Source organism: Pseudomonas sp. NPDC088444 (genome assembly GCF_044900175.1).
GTDB lineage: Bacteria > Pseudomonadota > Gammaproteobacteria > Pseudomonadales > Pseudomonadaceae > Aquipseudomonas.
The window spans coordinates 392,351-413,354 of the sequence record NZ_JBJDNK010000002.1; the positions used below are offsets into that span (position 1 = coordinate 392,351).

General features: G+C 60.4%; 14 protein-coding genes. 9 read left to right on the forward strand and 5 right to left on the reverse strand.

Annotated elements, in window-relative coordinates:
- On the reverse strand, positions 1 to 978 hold the full coding sequence (gene gnd, locus ACI2KB_RS06225) for a phosphogluconate dehydrogenase (NAD(+)-dependent, decarboxylating) (protein ID WP_404632471.1): 978 nt from the start codon (positions 976 to 978) through the stop codon (positions 1 to 3).
- Between the two features lie 314 nt (positions 979 to 1,292).
- On the opposite strand from gnd, the gene ACI2KB_RS06230 reads away from it, so the two are divergent.
- Both ACI2KB_RS06230 and ACI2KB_RS06235 read left to right on the forward strand, forming a co-directional pair.
- Positions 1,293 to 1,466 (forward strand): DUF6026 family protein, encoded by a 174-nt coding sequence (locus ACI2KB_RS06230; protein WP_404632473.1) that lies wholly within the window; start codon positions 1,293 to 1,295, stop codon positions 1,464 to 1,466.
- A gap of 331 nt (positions 1,467 to 1,797) precedes the next feature.
- On the forward strand, positions 1,798 to 3,543 hold the full coding sequence (locus tag ACI2KB_RS06235; RefSeq protein ID WP_404632475.1) for a phosphoethanolamine transferase CptA: 1,746 nt from the start codon (positions 1,798 to 1,800) through the stop codon (positions 3,541 to 3,543).
- Between the two features lie 159 nt (positions 3,544 to 3,702).
- Here the strand turns inward: ACI2KB_RS06235 and ACI2KB_RS06240 are convergent, their stop codons facing one another.
- Both ACI2KB_RS06240 and ACI2KB_RS06245 read right to left on the reverse strand, forming a co-directional pair.
- Positions 3,703 to 5,256 carry a TerC family protein gene (locus ACI2KB_RS06240; protein ID WP_404632477.1) on the reverse strand — a complete coding sequence of 518 codons (1,554 nt, stop codon included), beginning with the start codon at positions 5,254 to 5,256 and terminating at the stop codon, positions 3,703 to 3,705.
- Positions 5,257 to 5,765: 509 nt separating this feature from the next.
- Positions 5,766 to 6,257, reverse strand: coding sequence for a GNAT family N-acetyltransferase (locus ACI2KB_RS06245; RefSeq protein ID WP_404632479.1), 492 nt, complete (start codon positions 6,255 to 6,257; stop codon positions 5,766 to 5,768).
- A 601-nt stretch (positions 6,258 to 6,858) separates the two neighbouring features.
- Here ACI2KB_RS06245 and glgA point away from each other — a divergent pair.
- The 7 genes from glgA (at position 6,859) to ACI2KB_RS06280 (ending at position 19,118) form a co-directional block, all read left to right on the forward strand.
- Positions 6,859 to 8,445, forward strand: a complete 1,587-nt coding sequence (glgA, locus tag ACI2KB_RS06250) for a glycogen synthase GlgA (RefSeq protein ID WP_404632481.1) — start codon at positions 6,859 to 6,861, stop codon at positions 8,443 to 8,445.
- A 26-nt stretch (positions 8,446 to 8,471) separates the two neighbouring features.
- A complete protein-coding gene (treZ, locus tag ACI2KB_RS06255) occupies positions 8,472 to 10,286 on the forward strand; it encodes a malto-oligosyltrehalose trehalohydrolase (protein WP_404632483.1) in 1,815 nt (604 codons plus the stop codon).
- On the forward strand, positions 10,276 to 12,345 hold the full coding sequence (gene malQ, locus ACI2KB_RS06260) for a 4-alpha-glucanotransferase (RefSeq protein WP_404632485.1): 2,070 nt from the start codon (positions 10,276 to 10,278) through the stop codon (positions 12,343 to 12,345). Before treZ ends, malQ begins: the two co-directional genes overlap by 11 nt.
- Positions 12,342 to 15,140: a malto-oligosyltrehalose synthase gene (locus ACI2KB_RS06265; RefSeq protein ID WP_404632487.1), complete on the forward strand. Its 2,799-nt coding sequence runs from the start codon at positions 12,342 to 12,344 to the stop codon at positions 15,138 to 15,140. Before malQ ends, ACI2KB_RS06265 begins: the two co-directional genes overlap by 4 nt.
- A 17-nt stretch (positions 15,141 to 15,157) precedes the next feature.
- A complete protein-coding gene (locus ACI2KB_RS06270; RefSeq protein ID WP_404632489.1) occupies positions 15,158 to 15,550 on the forward strand; it encodes a DUF2934 domain-containing protein in 393 nt (130 codons plus the stop codon).
- A gap of 187 nt (positions 15,551 to 15,737) precedes the next feature.
- On the forward strand, positions 15,738 to 17,924 hold the full coding sequence (gene glgX, locus ACI2KB_RS06275; RefSeq protein ID WP_404632491.1) for a glycogen debranching protein GlgX: 2,187 nt from the start codon (positions 15,738 to 15,740) through the stop codon (positions 17,922 to 17,924).
- A 138-nt stretch (positions 17,925 to 18,062) separates the two neighbouring features.
- Positions 18,063 to 19,118, forward strand: a complete 1,056-nt coding sequence (locus ACI2KB_RS06280) for a permease (protein ID WP_404632493.1) — start codon at positions 18,063 to 18,065, stop codon at positions 19,116 to 19,118.
- Positions 19,119 to 19,174: 56 nt separating this feature from the next.
- Here ACI2KB_RS06280 and selD read toward each other — a convergent pair whose 3' ends face one another.
- Both selD and ACI2KB_RS06290 read right to left on the reverse strand, forming a co-directional pair.
- On the reverse strand, positions 19,175 to 20,209 hold the full coding sequence (gene selD, locus ACI2KB_RS06285) for a selenide, water dikinase SelD (protein ID WP_404632495.1): 1,035 nt from the start codon (positions 20,207 to 20,209) through the stop codon (positions 19,175 to 19,177).
- An 85-nt stretch (positions 20,210 to 20,294) separates the two neighbouring features.
- Positions 20,295 to 20,951: an ATPase gene (locus ACI2KB_RS06290; protein WP_404632497.1), complete on the reverse strand. Its 657-nt coding sequence runs from the start codon at positions 20,949 to 20,951 to the stop codon at positions 20,295 to 20,297.
- Positions 20,952 to 21,004 lie beyond the last annotated feature (53 nt).

The window sequence follows — 21,004 nt, forward strand, 5'->3', positions numbered from 1 at the left end:
TTATTTAGGTTCTTTGTGGCCACCAAATCCGAAACGCATGGCCGAGAGCATTTTGTCGCCGTAGGTACTTTGTTGACGGGAGCGGAAACGCGCGAACAGCGAGCTGGACAGTACCGGAACCGGCACAGCCTGTTCGATGGCCGCTTCGATGGTCCAGCGACCTTCGCCGCTGTCGGCAACGGAGCCGGAGTACGCGTTGAGTTGTGGGTCGGTAGCCAGCGCGTCAGCAGTGAGGTCCAGCAGCCAGGACGACACCACGCTGCCGCGACGCCAGACTTCGGCGATATCGCCCATGTTCAGGTCGAAACGCTGGTCGGCAGGCAGGCTTTCCGAGTTCTTGGTCTTGAGGATGTCGAAGCCCTCGGCGAAGGCCTGCATCATGCCGTACTCGATACCGTTGTGAATCATCTTGACGAAGTGACCGGCACCCGGCGGGCCTGCATGGATGTAGCCTTGTTCGGCGCGCGGGTCAGCATCCTTCGCGCGATCTTTGGTGCGCGGGATGTTGCCGATGCCGGGGGCCAGGGTCTTGAACAGCGGGTCGAGACGATCGACGACTTCGGTTTCACCGCCGATCATCATGCAGTAGCCACGCTCCAGGCCCCAGACGCCGCCGGAAGTGCCGACGTCGACGTAGTGCAGGTTCCTGGCCTTCAGTTCGACCGAACGACGAATGTCGTCTTTGTAGTAAGTGTTGCCGCCGTCAATGATCACATCGTCCGGCTCCAGCATTCCGGCGAGTTCGTTGATGGTGTCTTCCGTAGGAGCGCCGGCGGGCAACATGACCCAGACGGCACGAGGTTTCTCCAGTGCAGCGACCAGTGACTTGAGGTCATTGGCTGGCGTCGAACCTTCGTTGGCGAGCACGGTGCGAGACTGCTCATCGCGGTCGTAGACCACTGTGGTGTGGCCATCGAGCATCAGTCGGCGCGCGATGTTACCGCCCATGCGGCCAAGTCCAACAATCCCGAGTTGCATGTAGAGGTGCTCCTTAAATCGAAAACAGGGGTGCCTCATTTTATAGCCCAGTGCCGCTTATTGGGTTAGTCCGGAGAGGCAAACGAAGGTTTCCCGGTGAAAATAGTTTCATCTTGGTGCGTTAACCAGCTCTAAATCGCCGTTCGTCGCTGGAGGCGCACCTTAGCGACAATTCAAAAATAAAAAGTTCCCTTTTGCGTCAAAAGAAATCAGAATCCGCGCCGACAAAGGTAGGAAGCATAGGCAAGTCGTGTAGCGATGCCGCATTGCTTGAACCTTAAGACGTTGAATCCCGCCATTTGCGAGGTGAAGCAATGGGCACAGTACTACCGGCAAACGCTCCACAGACCTTGTACGTTACCGTTCGTCGCGACGAGCTGCGCCAGCTCAAGGAAGAACGTGACCAGCTGCACAAGAAGGTCGCTCAACTGACGCTGATGTTGCAACACGCTCAACTCGCAAGCCAGGGCACTGCGCTGCCGGCCTGATTGATCCCCCGCCGTGTCTAATGAGAGGCAAGCCTGATTCGCTGGCTTGCCCTTCTGCAACATCTCCCTCCCCAGCCTCGAATTTTCTGACCTGTTGATCGACTTCTTGTCGGACTCGACATATCCGGTATCGTTCCGCCCCCCTTGCCACATGCCGTTCCTGGCCTTCAACACACCGCTCACGCTGCGCTCACGTTTTTTTCACGTATCCAAAAACATACTCCCGCCCCTCTGTAGAGCGTCTCTTGAGCTGCCCAGCCACGCAGTTCGCGCTCTACGACCCACGCGGCGGCCAAAGGGTCGCCCGAAAGATCCATAGCGGGAGCGCCTGATGGCAACAACGAAACGGAGCACCACGACTCCGAAAGGCTTCGACTGGACTGGCCTGATCTGGCTTTTCGTCTTCTTCTGGTACTTTTCCGGCATCACCCAACTGTTGATTCAACTGACCGGCATCACCGGCTTCTCCGGGTTCCGTCAGGCGTTCGTGATGAGCGGCATCTGGCTGGCACCGATGCTGCTGTTCCCCAACAAGACCCGAATCATGGCCGCCGTTATCGGTGTGGTGCTGTGGGCCTGCTCGATGGCCAGCCTGGGTTACTTCTTCATTTATCAGCAGGAGTTCTCGCAAAGCGTCATCTTCATCATGTTCGAATCGAACATCTCGGAAGCCGGCGAGTACATGACCCAATACTTCGCCTGGTGGATCGTTCTGGCCTTCGTCGCCCATACCGCATTCGCGATCTTCCTGTGGACCCGCCTGCGCCCGGTGTACATGCCGCGAGGCCGCGCGCTGGTCGCCGCAACCGCGTTGTTGGTGGCGATTGTCGGCTACCCGCTGGCCAAACAAATGTCTCGCTTCGACACGACCGAAGCCGGCCTTGAAGCCTTCGAATCGCGCATCGAGCCCGCCGTGCCCTGGCAAATGCTGGTGGCCTATCACCGCTACACCCAGCAATTGAACAGCATGCAGGACATGCTCACCACCAGCAGCAACATCGCGCCGCTGAAAAACCTCAAGGACCAGCAGGCAGGCTTGCCGACAACGCTGGTGCTGGTGATCGGCGAATCGACCAACCGTGGCCGCATGCATTTATATGGCTACCCGCGGCAGACGACGCCAAACCTGGACGCGATGAAAGACGAGTTGCAGGTCTTCAACAATGTCATCACGCCGCGCCCCTACACCATCGAGGCATTGCAACAGGTACTGACCTTCGCCGACGAAGAAAACCCGGACCTGTACCTGAAAACCCCGTCCATCGTCAGCGTGATGAAACAGGCCGGTTACAAGACCTTCTGGATCACCAACCAGCAGACGATGACCAAACGCAATACCATGCTCACGACCTTCTCCGAGCAGGCCGACGAGCAGGTGTACCTGAACAACAACCGCAACCAGAACGCTCGCCAGTACGATGGCGATGTACTGGAACCGTTCGCCAAGGCGTTGACCGACGCAGCACCGCGCAAGTTGATCGTCGTGCACCTGCTGGGCACGCACATGAGCTATCAGTACCGGTATCCGCAGGAATACGAGAAATTCACCGGGCGTGACGGCGTCCCGGCAGCCATCGACGACAGCAAACTTGAGTTGTACAACAGCTACGACAATGCGGTGCTGTACAACGATTTCGTGGTATCGAGCCTGATCAAGACCTACAGCAAGGCCGACCCGAATGGCTTCCTGCTGTACCTGTCGGACCACGGCGAAGACGTCTACGACTCACCCGGCCATGACACCCTGGGTCGCAACGAGGCCAAACCGACGATTCCGATGTACACCGTGCCGTTCATTGCCTACGCCTCGCCCAAATGGCGTGAAACCCACAACTGGAACTTTGACAGCATCCACAACCGCCCCTATAGCAGCTCCAACCTGATTCACACGTGGGCGCAACTGGCGGGTCTGAGCTTCGATGAACTGGACACTACCAAGAGTTTGGTCAGCTTCGACTTCGTGGCACGTCCGCGCTTGATCGGTGATCCGTATGCTCAAAAAGGTTTGAGTGATTTTGCGGTGATGGAGAAGACCGCCAAGCAGGAAAACCCAACGCCCGAAGTGGCTGCCAAGTAATAACGCCGTGAGCACCAAGGGAGGGCTCTTTGTTTGACCTCGACCTGTGGGAGCCGGCTTGCTGGCGAACGCGATATTTCAGTTAACTATCAATGACTGACACGCCGCTTTCGCCAGCAAGCCGACTCCCACATTGGAACGGGGCGGGCAGCGAAGTCGTTACACGCCCGCCTTGCGCAACAACACCTGCGTCACCCGCCGCTCTTGCACCTGAACCACCTTCAGGTCCCAACCGTCGCACTGCACCTGATCACCGACCACCGGCAAACGGTCCAGCAGGCTCATGATCAGCCCTGCCAAGGTTTGATACTCATCACTGGCAGGCGCCCTGAAACCGATGCGCTCACGCAGATGGCTCAGGTTCATGGCGGCATTGGCCAAAACACCCTCCCCCTCCTCGACCAGATCCGGCGCTTCGGCCTCACTGGCATCCGGCAGTTCACCAGCAATGGACTCCAAGATGTCGGTCATGCTCAGAATGCCGACAAAATCGCCGAACTCGTTGACCACAAATGCAATGTGCGTCGACTCGGCGCGCATCTGGTCCAGCGCGTTGAGAATCGAGAAGCTATCCAGCAGGTTGATCGCGTTGCGGGTCAGGTGCTCAAGGTTGGGTTCAGCGCCCGCCAGCAGGGCGTTGAGAAGTTCCTTTTTATGCACGAAGCCCAACGGCTCTTCCACGCGGCCATTACGGATCAGCGGTAAACGCGAGTAGGACGACGCCATCAGTTGCTGACGGATCTGTGTTTCATCGTCCGCCAAGTCGATCATGTCGACGTCGTTGCGCGCGGTCATCACGGTGCGAATCGGGCGCTGCGCCAGTTGCAGCACGCCACTGATCATCACCCGCTCGCGACGCTCGAACACCGGTTCTTCACTGTCGCCTTCCAGCATGTCGACGATGTCCTCGCCCACCTCTTCCACACCCGGCTTGCGGCCGCCCAACAGACGCAACACGGCATGTGCCATCCGTTCACGACGCGGCAAATTCCCTTTCAGGCTGCGTTTGCGCCGCGAGCGGGCAATCTGGTTGAACACCTCGATGAGGATCGAGAAACCGATCGCCGCGTACAGGTAGCCCTTGGGAATATGAAAACCCAGGCCATCGGCGGTCAGACTGAAACCGATCATCATCAAGAAGCCCAGACACAGCATGATCACGGTCGGGTGGGCATTGACGAACGCCGTCAGCGGCTTGCTGGCAACGATCATGATGGCAATGGAGAACACCACAGCGATCATCATCACCGACAGTTCATCGACCATGCCCACGGCGGTGATCACAGCGTCGAGTGAGAACACCGCATCGAGTACCACGATCTGCGCGACGATCGGCCAGAACAGCGCATACGTCGTGCTGCCCGAGTGTTGAGCGACCTGGCCTTCCAGTCGTTCATGCAACTCCATGGTGGCCTTGAACAGCAGGAAAATGCCGCCGAACAGCATGATCAGATCACGCCCGGAGAAGCTTTTGCCGAAGACATCGAACAGCGGTTCGGTCAGGGTCACCATCCACGAAATACTGGCCAGCAGGCCAAGGCGCATGATCAACGCCAGCGACAGGCCCAATACACGGGCGCGGTCGCGCTGCTCCGGTGGCAGTTTGTCGGCAAGGATGGCGATGAACACCAGGTTATCGATACCCAGTACCAGTTCCAGCACGACCAGGGTCAGCAGGCCAAGCCATGCTGTGGGGTCCGCAAGCCATTCCATGGGTCAGTGTTTCCTTGTCAGAGGCAAGACAACGGGCACAGCAAAGCGCGACACACGTGAACGCGGGTCGGCAGCAGGGATCGTCATCGAGGGGAAGCGCGACGCGGCGCCACGGATAGAGAGAAAGGCATCACTGTTCAAGGAACAGGAGGGGCAACTGGGAGGTTCCAGTGAAGGAGACATGAGGGTCCTGAAATCAATACGGGAGGCGATCCTACATCGCCCTCTGAATCGTCTTACAGGATAGAACTGTTACAAATGTTTTGGATGGTGTTGCTCGGGCAACAGCTTTCGTCGGAACGCCGCCCGCACCAAGGCGGCTCCCACAAGGATCGCGCCAAGCCTAAATCTCGTGTGCGACGCAGAAACTGTGGGAGCCGGCTTGCTGGCGAAGGCGTCGTGTCAAAAACATTAACGTTGACTGACACGCCGCATTCGCCAGCAAGCCGGCTTCCTACAAAGACTGCGCACCACCAGTGCCAGTCGTTGTGCTCTTTCCTGAAGCAGCCTTAAAGCGCCTTTTGCCAGAACAGCGCACGGCCCATCTGCGGGTCGAGTTGGTAATCAGAGAAGCCCATCTTGCGGTAGGCGCCTTGCGCCACTTCGTTGCCTTCGAGCACTTCCAGCGTGATTTTGCAGCAACCGCGCTGACGGGCGATTTCTTCGACCTTGGCCAACATTTTCTGGCTGATGCCCTGACCACGCGCCGAACCGATCACAACCACATCGTGAACATTCACCAGCGGACGGCAGGCGAAGGTCGAAAAGCCTTCGAAGCAATTGACCAGCCCGACCGGCTCGCCGGAGATGAACGCCAGCACACTGAACGCGTGGGGACGCTTGGCCAGTTCAATCGCCAGTTGCTCACGGGTGTCCAGCGACAGGGACTGCCCACCGCCCATGGCGTCTTCAGCGTATTGATTGAGCAGGAAACCGATGGCTTCCGCGTGAACCGGGTTGCTATAGCTGGCTTGCAGGACCAGCACCTCAGGGGCTTGCATTGACTTCCTCTACCTCGGGGGTTATCAGGCAATGGATTGAACATCCGACTGCCGCGTGGTCCGGATTCTACCGTGGTGTGCACTAAAAGATCCCGAGACAAAAGTAGGAATTTTCTCGCCATGCACAGGAATCGGTCTCTGCTGCACCGAGAAAAGGCGACACGAGACAGAGCGTGACCGACCAGTCGCGAAAAACCCACGAACAGCTATGCTCCTCCAGCCACTATGGCTTGATTGTCGAACAATCCGACCGACGGTTTGAAACATCGGAATACGATGCTTGATGCGCCAGAACAGCGCATTCAGCTGTCAGAGAGATGCTGTAGTGATCTGCATTTTTCCCTACAAAAAACCGCCATGCCGCATGCCAGACATTTCCTTGAAAAAAAGTCGAAACTTCTGGCGATCGCCATGGGTCAGGTGATTAGAGCGCCTATGCTATTGGATGAAGCCCGAGCAGAGGCCGCTTTCACCCTGTCCTTCACTATGCAGTCGGTAAATGGGTATCGATTTTGCGTAGGTCTTGTGTGCCTGGCCATAGGACATGGCCAATTACAACTCAAGTGCTGTACCAACACTGCGTATCGAATGGGAGAAAACGATGATTAGTGCCGCTGTCAAAACCCAGAAGGGAGAGAGTTTTAATCAGCCGGCCAGCGAGCTGACCCATCTGCCGGTCTTCGCAACGACGAGCGCACCTGTGCTGCAACTGCCCCCTGTACAACCAGGCATGTCCATGGCGAACCGGAAAAAGATCCTGTTCGTCACCTCGGAAATGGCCGATCTGGTGAAAACCGGCGGACTGGGTGATGTGTCTGCTGCACTGCCGCGCGCCATGCGCCACCTGCACGATGTACGCGTGCTGATTCCCGGCTATCCACAGGTCATCAATAGCGGAAACCCGATTCACATCATCAGCCAACTGAGCGGCCATGCCGCACTGCCTCCCTGCAAGATCGGCCGTATGGACATGAAAGACGGCCTGGTCATTTATGTGTTGATCTGCCCGGAGCTCTATGAGCGCGAAGGTACGCCGTATGGCGACAACCATGGCCGCGACTGGTCTGACAACCACATCCGTTTCGCCCGCCTGGGCCTGGCCGCTGCCGATTTCGCAGCCGGTGCCGTGAAAACCCAGTGGTGCCCGGAGCTGGTCCACGCCCACGACTGGCCTGCCGGTCTGGCCCCTGCCTACATGAAGTGGCGCGGGCAGAACACGCCGAGCATTTTCACCATTCACAACCTGGCCTACCAGGGTTTCGTCAGCACCGCGTCGAGCCGCGAACTGGGCATTCCCGATGAAGCGCTCGGGCCGGACGGCATGGAGTTCTACGGTCGTCTGTCGTTCATCAAAGCGGGCATGGCCTATGCCAGCCACATCACCACCGTGAGCGCCACCTATGCGAAGGAAATCACCACCCCGGATTTCGGCTGCGGCCTGGAGGGATTCCTGCAAAGCAAGGCCAATCGCGGCCAGCTAAGCGGCATTCCCAACGGCATCGATGAAAGCTGGGACGCGGCCACCGACGACCACCTGATCTGCAACTTTGCCCCGAACGAGTGGACGCGCAAGGAGATCAACGCCGACCACGTACGTGAGTTGTTCGAGCTGGAACCCTCCACCGGCCCTCTGTTCGCCGTAGTGTCGCGTCTGGTCTATCAGAAGGGCCTGGACCTGACCATCGGCGTGGCTGAGCACATCGTCAACAACGGCGGCCAGATCGCGATCATTGGCCGTGGCGAGCCGGATGAAGAAGACGCCATGCGCGCCCTCGCCGCCCGCTTCCCCGGTCAGATCAGCGTGCGTGTCGGTTTCAACGAAACCGACGCCCGTCGCATGTTCGCGGGCAGTGACTTCCTGCTGATGCCCTCGCGTTACGAGCCCTGCGGCCTGAGCCAGATGTATGCCCAGCGCTTCGGGTCGCTGCCGGTGGCCCGTCGTACCGGTGGCCTGGCGGACACCATCGAGGACGGCTGCACCGGTTTCCTGTTCGACGAATCCACTGTGGAAAGCTACACCGAAGCGCTGACTCGCGCCTTCAACGTGTTCGCTAACCCGACGCTGCTCAACGCCATGCGTTGCCGCGCCATGGCCGCGCCGTTCGATTGGCACAAGGCCGTTGAACCCTACGCTGATCTGTACCAGGAACTGCTGAAAAAGAACGTGGGGACTGCACTGCATTATTGATTCATGAACCGAAAAAGGGGTAACGGATGCCTTCGCGCACGGATGAGAAGTGGCGCCACGGCGCCGTCTTGCTGGATCCCGAACACACCCGGTTTGCCCTTTGGGCACCGGACGCCTACCACGTCAGCGTCGAGATAGAAGGAGGGCCTTCACGGGCCCTGCTCCCGCAGGAGGACGGCTGGTTTGTCCTGGAAACTCGATGCTCGGCAGGCTCACGCTACCGCTACAAAATTGATGAAGACCTTCTCGTACCTGACCCGGCTTCCCGGGCTCAGGTCAGCGAGGTGCATGGCGCCAGCGTGGTCGTCGATCCGCACGCCTATTCATGGCAGCACGCGGGCTGGAGCGGACGGCCCTGGCATGAAGCGGTCATTTATGAGTTGCATGTCGGTGCCCTCGGCGGCTTTGCCGGGGTGGAACAGCGCCTGCAACATCTGGTGGACATCGGCGTCACCGCCATCGAACTGATGCCCATCGCGCAGTTCCCTGGCAATCGTAACTGGGGTTACGACGGTGTACTGCCCTATGCACCGCAGTCCTCCTATGGCACGCCAGAGCAGCTCAAGCACCTGATCGACACCGCCCATGGCGTGGGTCTGGCGGTGATTCTCGACGTCGTCTACAACCATTTCGGCCCGGACGGCAATTACCTGGGCCGCTATGCCAAACACTTCTTTCGCAGCGACAAGAAGACCCCGTGGGGCGACGCCATCGATTTTCGTCGTCGGGAGGTGCGCGACTTCTTCATCGACAACACCTTGATGTGGCTACAGGACTATCGCTTCGACGGACTGCGTTTCGATGCCGTGCACGCCATCGAGGACCCGACCTTCCTCAAGGAGCTAGCCGAGCGTGTTCGTCAGGACATCCCGCCGACGCGCCACGTCTGGCTGATGCTGGAGAACGAGTTCAACCAAGCCCATCGCCTGGAACAGGGCTACGACGCGCAATGGAATGACGACGGCCACAACACCCTGCACGTGTTGCTGACCGCCGAAACGGACGCCTACTACACCGACTTCGCTCAACAACCGACCCATAAACTGGCGCGCCTGCTGGGAGAAGGGTTTGTGTATCAAGGCGAACCCACTCGCCACGGGCACACCCGAGGAGAACCCAGCGCGCATCTGCCGCCCACCTCATTCGTGCTGTTCTTGCAGAACCACGACCAGATCGGCAACCGCGCGCTGGGCGAGCGATTGGTGCAACTGTGCGCCCCGCAAGCCTTGCAAGCGGCCACTGCTCTGCTGCTGCTGTCGCCGATGATCCCGTTGATGTTCATGGGGGATGAATGGGGCGCCTCCGAGCCATTCCTGTTCTTCACCGATTTCCATGACGAACTGGCCGATGCCGTGCGCGAAGGTCGTCGCGGGGAGTTTGCCGATTTCGCCGCGTTCGCCGACCCGGCCCAGCGCGAGCGGATTCCCGACCCCAACGCCTTGCAAACCTTCGAGGCCTCACGCCCGGCTTTCGATGCCCTGCTGCTGGAAACCGACAAGGGCCAGGACCACCGCAACTGGCTGGCGCTCTACAAAACCCTGCTGCAAGTTCGCCAGGATCACCTTGTCCCGCGCCTGAAGGGGGCGAGAGCGTTGGGCGCTGAGGTACTGGCCGACAAGGCTGTCAGCGCGCGCTGGAAAATGGGCGATGGTTCGGTGCTGCGCATCGACCTGAACCTGGGCGCTCACGCCGTGGAAATCGACCCGCACCGCGTGCAACAGGTTCTTCATGAATCACACCCAAAATCGGCAGAACTTTCCCAACGCGGCACCCTCAATCCCTACACGGCCATTGTCAGCCTGATATCGAGTGATGTGGTGGAGGAACAGGATGAGCAATGACCCACTGGAAATGCTGGCCGCTGAGGCCGGACTGTCAGTCGACTGGAAAGACGCCAACGCCCGCCCGCAACGGGTCAGCCCCGCGGTACTGCGCAAAGTGCTCGACGGCCTGGGCTACCCGGCCGAAAACGACGCCCAGATCGCCGAGAGCCTGAGACGCCTGCAAAGCGAAAGCCTCTCGGCCACCCCGCCACCGCTGTTGACGGTGGACCACGGCAGCAATCTGGACCTATCGGCGTGGTTCAAACCCGAGACGCCCTTCGTGCTGGAGCTGGAAGACGGCTCGCGGCTCGACGCCAAACTGACCGCCAACGCCGAGTTGCCCGCACTGGCGACCGTGGGCTATCAGCAACTGGCCATCGACGGCCAGCACCTGACCATTGCCGTCGCACCCAAAACCGCCTACACCCTGGCGATGGCCAGCGACGTCAGCGTGCCGCGCACCTGGGGCCTGACGCTGCAACTCTATTACCTGCACCGCGAAGGCGATGGCGGCTTTGGCGACACCCAGGCGCTGGAAGCCTTCGTGCGCTCGGCGGGTGAACGCGGCGCGGCAGCCGTCGCGATCAGCCCCGTGCACGCGATGTTCGCCAACGACAGCCAGAATTTCAGTCCTTACTCCCCGTCCAGCCGCTTGTTTCTCAACGCCCTGTATGCAGCTCCCGGCGCCATTCTTGGTGAACGCGCTGTCCGCGCGGCCATTGAACAAACCGGCCTGAGCGAAGAGCTGCATCGCCTCGAAACCCTGCCCTTGATCGACTGGCCCGCTGCCGCTGCCGCCAAATGGAAGCTCTATCGCGCGCTGTACGCAGCGTTCATCGGCGGCGCTCATCCGCTGCACGAGGACTTCAACAGCTTCCGCCATGCCGGTGGCGAAGCGCTGGAAAATCATTGCCGTTTCGAGGCCCTGCGTGACCAGCGCGAAACCCTGGGCATCAGTGGCAACTGGCATGAATGGCCTGAGCAGTACAAGAACCCGCGCAGCAAGGCCATCGACACCTTCGCGGCCCTGAACAGCGCGCAGATCGGTTTTCACGCCTTCGCTCAATGGTTGATCGCGCGAGGGCTGGAACGGGCGCAGACCGCCGCGAAAAGCAGCGGCATGAGCATCGGCCTGATCGGTGATCTGGCGGTCGGCGCCGACGGCGCAGGCAGCCAGGCCTGGAGCCGTCAGGACGAACTGCTCTCGGCACTGACCGTGGGCGCGCCGCCCGACATCCTCAACCGCGCAGGCCAGAGCTGGGGCATCTCGGCATTCTCACCCACGGGGCTCAAACGCAACGGTTTCCGCGCCTTCATCGAAATGCTGAGGGCCAACTTCGCCCACGCGGGCGGTCTGCGCATCGACCATGTGATGGGCCTGCAACGGTTGTGGGTCGTGCCGCTCGGCTCGCCTCCCAGTGAGGGTGCGTACCTGAATTACCCGCTGGACGACATGCTGCGCCTGCTGTGCCTGGAATCCTGGCGGCACAAGGCGGTGGTCCTCGGCGAAGACCTGGGCACCGTGCCTGACGGCCTGCATGAGAAGCTTTCCACTCGCGGCATTCTCGGCATGCGCGTGCTGTTGTTCGAACAGGACAACGGCCACTTCAAACCGATCATCAAATGGTCCGACGACGCGCTGGCGACCACCAGCACCCACGATCTACCCACCCTCACTGGCTGGCTCAGCGAGCTGGACATCGACTGGAACAAAACCCTCGGCCATATCGATGACGACACCGAGCGTCACTGGCGTGAAGGCCGTGAACGAGAATGTCAGGGTTTGCGGGCTGCGCTGCGGCAGAACTACGGCATGCATGACAGCAACGACAGCGACATCATCGACGGCAGCGTGCGTTATCTGGGCCACACCCGCGCGCCGCTGGTGCTGCTGCCCATCGAAGACGCGCTCGGGGTCGAGCAGCAGGCCAACCTGCCGGGCACCATCGACAGCCACCCCAACTGGCGGCGACGGTTGCCGGGGGACAGTGCCACATTGCTGGACAGCGCCAATGCCACCCGGCGGCTGGAAATCCTTGCACTGGCGCGGCGCCAAGCAGCGGAGCGTGATCAATGAGTGCTTCCGTCAACCCCCCGCTCAAGTCACTGCGTGCCACTCAACGCCTGCAATTCCACAAGGACTTCACCCTCGACCACGCCACGGCGCTGGTCCCCTACTTCGCGGCACTGGGCATCAGCCATCTTTACGCGTCCCCCCTGCTCAAGGCCCGCGCCGGTTCGATGCACGGCTATGACGTAGTCGATCCACGCATCATCAACCCCGAGCTGGGCGGTGAACCCGCGCTACGGCGTCTGGTGGCCGAACTGCGCAAGCACGGCATGGGGCTGATTCTGGACATTGTGTCCAACCACATGGCCGTCGGCGGCGCGGACAATCCCTGGTGGCTGGACCTGCTGGAATGGGGGCAACGCAGCCCGTATGCGAAGTTCTTCGATATCCAGTGGAACTCCCCTGACCCGCTGCTCAAAGGCCAGTTGCTGCAACCGTTTCTGGGTACCGATTACGGCACCGCGCTGCAAAACGGTGACGTGCCGCTGCGCTTCGATGCCGAGCAAGGCAGCTTTCGCGTCGAGCACTACCAGCACCACTTCCCAATCAACCCTGGCACTTACACGCCGTTGTTGAAGGCGGCGAAAAGGCCGGAGCTGGATGAGCTGGCCGAACGCTTCGCACACCTGGACAGCCAGCCTGATGCCTATGGACTGGCATTGATTGCCAAAGCGGATCTGGCCGCGTTGGTCAAGGCCAATCCGGCGTTGGCCGAGGCCATTGAAACCGGTCTGGCGCAGTTCGACTCCCGCGAGCCGCAGGGCTTCACGCGCCTGCATCAGTTGCTTGAGCGCCAGGATTATCGCTTGGCCAGTTGGCGCACTGCAGGCGATGACATCAACTGGCGGCGCTTCTTCGACATCAACGAACTGGGCGGACTGAAGGTCGAGCGCTCGCAAGTGTTCGAAGCCACCCACGGCAAGATTTTCCAGTTGATCGCCGAGGGCCTGGTGGACGGTTTGCGTATCGATCACATCGACGGTCTGGCTGATCCGCGCGGTTATTGCCGCAAGTTGCATCGACGCGTCGACAGTCTGCTACGCCTGCGCCCGAAAGGCACAGAGCTGAACCATGTGCCGATCTTCGTCGAGAAGATTCTTGGCGCTGACGAACAGGTACGTGCCGACTGGAACGTTGACGGCACCACCGGCTACGAATTCATGAATCAGGTCTCGCTGCTGCAACACGACCCGAAAGGTGAATCGGTGCTCGGCGAGCTATGGAGCCGCATCAGCGGGCGCACCGCAGACTTCAACCAAGAGGTGCGCGAGGCCCGCGATCTGGTGCTGCACGGCACTCTCGCCGGGGATTTCGAGAACCTCGCCCAAGCCTTACTGCAAGTGGCGCGCAGTGACGTCATGAGCCGCGACCTGACCCTCGGTGCGATCCGCCGTGCATTATTGGCGCTGGTGGGCAACTTCCCGGTCTATCGTACGTACATCACCGCCTGCGGGCGCTCGGATGAAGACGAGCGATTTTTTCAGCAGGCCATGGAGGGTGCACGAGCCACCCTCAGCGAAGGCGACTGGCCAGTGCTGGATTACCTGGCTCGCTGGCTTGGCGGCGAAAGCCTGCGTGATTACCCTACAGGTCCGTTGCGTGAGATGCGTCGCAAGGCGTGCAACCGCTTCCAGCAACTGACCTCCCCGGTGGCGGCCAAGTCGGTGGAAGACACCTCGTTCTACCGCAGTGCCGTGCTGCTCTCACGCAACGACGTGGGCTTTCATCCGCAACATTTCAGTGCACCCGTCGAGGCATTTCATGCGGCGTGCGTCGAACGCGGTGCACACTTCCCGAATAACCTGCTGACCACCGCCACTCACGATCACAAGCGCGGTGAAGACACGCGAACACGTCTGGCCGTGCTCAGCGAACATGCGCCGTGGTATGCCGAACAGGTCGAGCGCTGGCTGCAATTGTCCGCGCCCTTGAAGACCGGCGAGACACCGATCAGCCCCGGTGACGAGTTGATGCTGTACCAAGCGATTCTTGGCAGTTGGCCGCTGAACATGGACGGTGAAGGCGCTTTTGAGGACTACGCAAAACGCCTCACCCAATGGCAGGAAAAGGCCCTGCGCGAAGCCAAATTGCACAGCAGTTGGAGCGCGCCAAACGAGGCTTACGAGACGGCGTGCCGCGAGTTTCTGCAGACACTGCTGCTAAGCCCTGACGCCCTCGCTTTGCGCCAGTCCATCGGTGCCACAGCTAACCGGATTGCCCCGGCGGGCGCCTTGAACAGTCTGGCGCAAACTTTGCTGCGAATGACCGTGCCCGGTGTCCCTGATCTGTATCAGGGCACTGAATTCTGGGACTTCAGTTTGGTGGACCCGGACAACCGTCGTCCGGTGGATTACCCCGCTCGCCAGCGCGCGCTGACCGACGCCACGCCGCTCACCGAGCTGCTCGCCCAGTGGCAGGACGGCCGCATCAAACAGACGTTGATTGCGCAGGTGCTCATGCTGCGCAATCAACACCCGACCCTGTTCAGTGACGGCCACTATCAACCCCTTGAAGTGATCGGTGAAAAAGCCGCCCACGTCATGGCTTTTGCCCGGATAAAGGAGGATCAGCGGGCTATCGTTGTGGTTCCACGTTTGCCGGCTGAACTATTGGGCACCGCGCAAACTCCATTCATCAACGCGGCAAATTGGGGCGATACAAGAATCATCCTGCCGTTCGCTGATTCGAATCCAAATTGGAAGGGACTTTTTGCGCAAGCTACAGTCACAACCAACAAGGAATTGTCGCTCAGCGCAGCGCTCAAGGATTTTTCCGTCAATCTGCTTTTTCAAACCTTGTAATACCTGGGAGTGTCGAGATGAGTGCCGACGAAAAACGAATCAGCGAGCTAGCCCACCAGATCTGGGAATCCGAGGGTAAGCCCCACGGTAAAGATGCCATCCATTGGGAGCAGGCCCGCAAGCTGGCGGAGGCGGAAGCCAAGGCGCCGAAGAAAGCCGCGGCTCCAAAAGCCGCTAAAGCCAAGGCCGAACCTAAAGCGGCAACTGCAAAACCTGCGGCCAAAGCAGCGGCCAAACCTGCTGTGAAAGCGGCGGAAAAGCCAGCGGCAAAACCCAAGGCGCCCGCCAAGCCGAAAGCGGCCGCCAGCAGTGCCGAAGCAGCCCCCAAACCGGCTGCCAAGCCTGCCGCCAAACCCGCAGCCAAACCTGCTGTGAAAAAGGCCCCGGCCGCCAAGCCTCCCGCGCCTTGACTCGCTCACGGCGACGCTTCGCAGCACAGCAGACCTCTACCGCAGGGATCGCCTGAAAACGATCGTCTGAACCTGCGGTAACCCCTTTGCCCGTTTCAACCAATCACGCAGTTCCGGCCGCCTGCCCGCCGCCTGCGGTATAGGTGTTGTTCGCCTTCAGGAAATCATTCGACCGTCAGGAATCCCCATGAGCAAGCAAGACAAAAACACCGCCCCCAAGAATGACTCCAGCAAGGCCGACGTGCCGGAAATCAACCCCTCGCGCATTCGTGAAGGCCTGCCCTTCCCCCTCGGCGCGAACTGGGACGGATTGGGGGTCAACTTCGCGATTTTTTCGGCCAACGCGACCAAGGTCGAACTGTGCCTGTTCGACTCTTCCGGCGAGACGGAGCTTGAGCGCATCGAACTCCCCGAATACACCGACGAGATCTTTCACGGCTATCTGCCTGACGCCCACCCCGGGCTGGTTTACGGCTATCGCGTGTACGGTCCCTATGACCCGAAAAACGGTCATCGCTTCAACCACAACAAACTGCTGATCGACCCCTATGCCAAGCAATTGGTGGGCAAGCTCAAATGGTCAGAATCGCTGTTCGGCTACACCATCGGCCACCCGGATGGCGACCTCAGTTTCGACGAACGAGACAGCGCCCCCTTCGTGCCCAAGAGCAAGGTGATCGACCCGGCCTATACCTGGGGCCGGGATCAGCGGGTCAACGTGCCATGGGAAAAAACCATCCTATACGAGACCCATACCCGTGGCTTCACGATGCGGCACCCTTCGGTGCCAGATGAACTCAAAGGCACGTTTTCCGGGTTGATGGTCGATGAGGTCATCCAGCACATCAAGGGGCTGGGCGTGTCGTCCGTGGAACTGCTGCCGATTCATGCCTTCGTCAACGACCAGCACCTGCTGCAAAAAGGCATGACCAACTACTGGGGCTACAACAGCATCGCCTTCTTCGCCCCGGATCCGCGCTACCTGGCCCACGGCAAGATCGCCGAGTTCAAGGAAATGGTCGCGCATATGCACCACGCAGGGCTGGAGGTGATTCTCGACGTGGTCTACAACCACACCGCCGAAGGCAACGAGCTGGGGCCGACACTGTCCATGCGGGGCATCGACAACGCCTCGTATTACCGATTGATGCCTGACGACAAGCGCTTCTACATCAACGACTCCGGCACCGGCAACACGCTGGATTTGAGCCACCCGTGTGTGCTGCAAATGGTCACCGACTCCCTGCGCTACTGGGCCAGCGAGATGCACGTGGACGGCTTTCGTTTCGACCTGGCAACCATCCTCGGTCGGTATCACGACGGTTTCGACGAGCGCCACAGCTTCCTCGTCGCCTGCCGTCAGGACCCGGTGCTGCGTCAGGTCAAATTGATCGCCGAACCGTGGGACTGCGGCCCGGGCGGCTATCAGGTGGGGCACTTTGCGCCGGGCTGGGCCGAGTGGAACGACAAATTCCGCGACACGGTGCGCGCTTTCTGGAAAGGCGACGAAGGCCAGTTGGCGGACCTCGCCAGCCGCCTGACGGCCTCCGGCAACCTGTTCAACCAGCGCGGCCGCAGGCCGTTTGCTTCAGTCAACTTCGTCACCGCTCATGACGGCTTTACGTTGCACGATCTGGTGTCGTACAACGACAAGCACAACGAGGACAACGACGAGAACAATCAGGACGGCAGCAACGACAACCGCTCCTGGAACCATGGCGTCGAAGGCCCGACCGACGACCCGGAAATCAATGCGCTGCGCCTGCGTCAGATGCGCAACTTCTTTGCCACCCTGCTGTTCTCACAGGGCACGCCGATGATCGTGGCCGGGGACGAATTCGCTCGCACCCAGCACGGCAACAACAACGCCTATTGCCAGGACAGCGAGATCGGCTGGGTCAACTGGGACTGGGACGCTGACGGCACCGCGCTGCACACTTTCGTCAAACGCCTGATCAAGTTGCGTATCACCTACCCCGTCCTGCGTCGCGGGCGTTTCCTGGTGGGCGATTACAACGAAGAGCTGGGGGTCAAGGACGTGACCTGGCTGGCGCCAAACGGACAGGAAATGAGCATCGAGCAGTGGCACGACCGCAATGCGCGCTGCCTGGGCATGCTAATCGACGGGCGCGCGCAGGAGACCGGCATTCTGCGTCGTGGCGCTGACGCGACCATGCTGCTGGTGGTCAACTCGCACCATGAAGGGGTCAACTTTACCCTGCCGGAAGTCCCGGAGGGGGTGAACTGGATCAGCCTGATCGACACTAACCAGCCGGACATCAAAGGCAAGGACCGCTTCGAATTCGGCACCGAATACACCGTCAGCCCGCGTTCGCTCCTGCTGTTCGTACTGCACAAGGAAGATGAGGCTTAAGGCAGCGGCCTTCCTCTCTGCACATGGCGGGCGACGAGGGCATGCACTCGCCGCCCGCCATTGCGACACACTCTGCAACACCTACTACACTGAGCCGTGACCACGTCCCCCCTCCGCCCTCCTGACCGGGTGCCTGTCATGACCACACTCCCGCTCGTCGCTGCACGCCGTGGCTGGTCTTTCTGGTGGAAACCGCTGCTGTTCTTGCTGGTCGCCGCCGCTGGCCTGTACTACGTCAAATGGTCGCCGTACTACCTCAAATCCTTCGTTGCCGCCGACACCCACACCATCGGCGGCTCAATCATCAACGACAACCCCGCCAATCCATGGGCCGCAGCACTGGCCTATGCGCAGGTGTATTTTCTGGCGATCTGGAAAGCAGCCGTGCTGGCGGTGATTCTCGGCTCGCTGTTGCAAGTATTGATTCCCAGAGACTGGCTGCTACGCCTGTTCGGGCGCGCCGGGTTGGGCTCGACGATACGCGGCGGTCTGTTCGCTCTGCCCGGTATGATGTGCAGTTGCTGCGCCGCGCCCGTCGCGGCCGGCTTGCGCAAACAAAGGGTCTCGGTGGGGGCTGCGCTGGCGTTCTGGATCGCCAATCCTGTGTTGAATCCGGCCACGCTAGTGTTCATGGGCTTCGTCCTGGGCTGGGGATTCACTGCGCTGCGTCTGGTGGCGGGTATCGTGCTGGTCATCGGTGTGTCCCTTGTGGCGCAACGCATTGCCCCACCGGAAGTGCCGCCGGAAGAAGCCCTCGATGCCGTGAGCGACGCCGAGGCGCCGGACCATGGCAGCCTGCTCAGCCGCTGGGCCAAGACGCTGTGGCAACTGTTCTGGACCACCATCCCGATCTACGTCATCGCCGTGTTGGCGCTTGGCGCCGCCCGGGTCTGGCTGTTTCCCCACGTGGACGGCGCCATGGGCAACAGCCTGTTGTGGCTCGTCCCGCTGGCGATTGTCGGGACCCTGTTCGTGATTCCGACAGCGGCGGAAATTCCCATCGTGCAGACCTTGATGGCGCTCGGGCTGGGCACCGCCCCCGCCGTCGCACTGCTAATGACCTTACCCAGCGTGAGCCTGCCGTCACTATTAATGCTGCGTAAATCTTTCGACAGCAAGGTGCTGGTGACCGTGGGTGTGCTGACGATGGTGATTGGTGTTGTCAGCGGACTGGTGGGCGCGGCGATTCTGTAAAGGAAGCGCCTGACGGTCAACGCCGCCTGCCCGGCGGCGTTACTCTGCGCGGCGGATCAGAACACCTCGACCGCCAGCGACCCTCGTTCGACGAACTCGCCAATGGGCGACAGCGCCAACCCCAGCTCGCTCGCCATCGCCAAAAAGGCAGGTTCTGCGCCAGGCTCGACCGCCAATAACAGCCCGCCGCTGGTCTGGGGATCACAGAACAGCCATTTTTGCAGGTCGGTCAGTGGGCCGATGCGCTCGCCATAACTGTCGAAATTGCGATGAGTACCGCCAGGAATGCACTGTTGCTCGATGTACCCGTCAACATGGGCCAGACGCGGTACGGCCGAGGCATCAAGGCGCGCAGTGAGTCGGCTGCCATCGGCCATTTCCACCAGGTGCCCCAATAGACCAAAACCGGTCACATCGGTCATGGCCTTGACGCCGACCAGTTTCGAAAACCGGCTGCCGGGGGTGTTCAGGGTGCACATCACATCCCGCGCCACCCCGACGTCGGCCTCGCGCAACAGCCCCTTCTTCTCTGCGGTGGTGAGGATGCCAATGCCCAAGGGTTTGGTCAGAAACAACTTGCAGCCTGCAATGGCGGTGTCATTGCGCTTCATGAAGCGTTTTTCGACCAACCCGGTGACTGCCAGGCCGAAGATCGGCTCGGGCGCATCGATGGAGTGCCCACCGGCCAAGGGGATACCCGCCGCATCGCACACGGCGCGACCACCTCGGATGACCTCCCGGGCAATCTCCGGGGCCAGCACGTTGACCGGCCAGCCCAGAATGGCAATGGCCATCAACGGATTGCCGCCCATGGCGTAAATGTCGCTGATGGCGTTGGTGGCGGCGATGCGCCCGAAATCGAAAGGATCGTCGACGATGGGCATAAAGAAATCGGTGGTGGACACCACGCCCTTTTCATCATCGATCGCGTAAACCGCTGCGTCGTCTCGGGAGGCATTGCCCACCCAAAGGCGCGAATCGAGGTGCTGAGCGCCGGAACCGGCGAGGATCGTTTCCAGCACTTTTGGAGAAATCTTGCAGCCACAACCGGCGCCGTGGCTGTATTGGGTCAGACGAACCGAATCGCTCATAAATGACCTCCCGAGGTAGCGAGGCACTGAAGTTTATCAGAGGCTACACAAAGCGAAGGTTCGCCACCAAGGCGCAGAGGCAAGATCAGGATTGCGCCTTGATCAGTGCCTCCAGTGAGGTGTCGAACTTCTGCAGGGCGTTGACCTGAACAGCACGTTGTTCATTGATCTGTGCCGCAATTTCGGGGGCGCGTTTGGTGTGCGCCCAGATCGGCGACATGGATTTGGCATCGCTGCCTTCAGCCTTGCCGATGAACTTGAAGTTGCTGTCGAAGAACTCGGCGCTGATGCTCGCTTGCACGTCGGCGCTGCGTTCGGTGATCAGCGTGTTGCGGGTGTCGAGCAGCACGATTACATCAGGCCGTGCGGCCACGACGTCGTCCAGGTTTTCGTAGAACGCGACTTTGGAGAACTGCTTTTCCAGCGATTGCGCGAACCAGTTGATCGCCAACTCCGGATCGGAACTGTTCACGTAGGCCTCAGTAATGCGGCTGTCCGTCAGCTTCGCCACCAGACCGCTCTGAGCCGCAGTGTTGTAGCTTTTCATGTAGGCCAGGTTGGCAACCGTGTTTTCGGAGAAAATCACGCCCACGGTTTGCGTGCGCTTGAGGGTCACGCCCGATGCGACACCGGAAGCGTGGAACGGCGCGTCTGGCGCATTGGAATAACGGGGCGCACCGGGCACGGCACAACCGGCCAACACAGCGACAAGGGCAATCAGGGCAGCCATTTTGATTTTCACGGGGGAGACGTCTCCGAAACAGGGGCTCAGGGCATGGGGCCATGCTGAGCCTT

Bases quoted from the DNA above. Each gene is read 5' to 3' on its own strand.
- ACI2KB_RS06240 (WP_404632477.1), bottom strand. From the start codon at position 5,256: ATGGAATGGCTTGCGGACCCCACAGCATGGCTTGGCCTGCTGACCCTG.
- treZ (WP_404632483.1), top strand. From the start codon at position 8,472: ATGCCTTCGCGCACGGATGAGAAGTGGCGCCACGGCGCCGTCTTGCTG.
- selD (WP_404632495.1), bottom strand. From the start codon at position 20,209: ATGAGCGATTCGGTTCGTCTGACCCAATACAGCCACGGCGCCGGTTGT.
- ACI2KB_RS06245 (WP_404632479.1), bottom strand. From the start codon at position 6,257: ATGCAAGCCCCTGAGGTGCTGGTCCTGCAAGCCAGCTATAGCAACCCG.
- glgA (WP_404632481.1), top strand. From the start codon at position 6,859: ATGATTAGTGCCGCTGTCAAAACCCAGAAGGGAGAGAGTTTTAATCAG.
- ACI2KB_RS06265 (WP_404632487.1), top strand. From the start codon at position 12,342: ATGAGTGCTTCCGTCAACCCCCCGCTCAAGTCACTGCGTGCCACTCAA.
- gnd (WP_404632471.1), bottom strand. From the start codon at position 978: ATGCAACTCGGGATTGTTGGACTTGGCCGCATGGGCGGTAACATCGCG.
- malQ (WP_404632485.1), top strand. From the start codon at position 10,276: ATGAGCAATGACCCACTGGAAATGCTGGCCGCTGAGGCCGGACTGTCA.
- ACI2KB_RS06235 (WP_404632475.1), top strand. From the start codon at position 1,798: ATGGCAACAACGAAACGGAGCACCACGACTCCGAAAGGCTTCGACTGG.
- ACI2KB_RS06270 (WP_404632489.1), top strand. From the start codon at position 15,158: ATGAGTGCCGACGAAAAACGAATCAGCGAGCTAGCCCACCAGATCTGG.
- glgX (WP_404632491.1), top strand. From the start codon at position 15,738: ATGAGCAAGCAAGACAAAAACACCGCCCCCAAGAATGACTCCAGCAAG.
- ACI2KB_RS06280 (WP_404632493.1), top strand. From the start codon at position 18,063: ATGACCACACTCCCGCTCGTCGCTGCACGCCGTGGCTGGTCTTTCTGG.
- ACI2KB_RS06230 (WP_404632473.1), top strand. From the start codon at position 1,293: ATGGGCACAGTACTACCGGCAAACGCTCCACAGACCTTGTACGTTACC.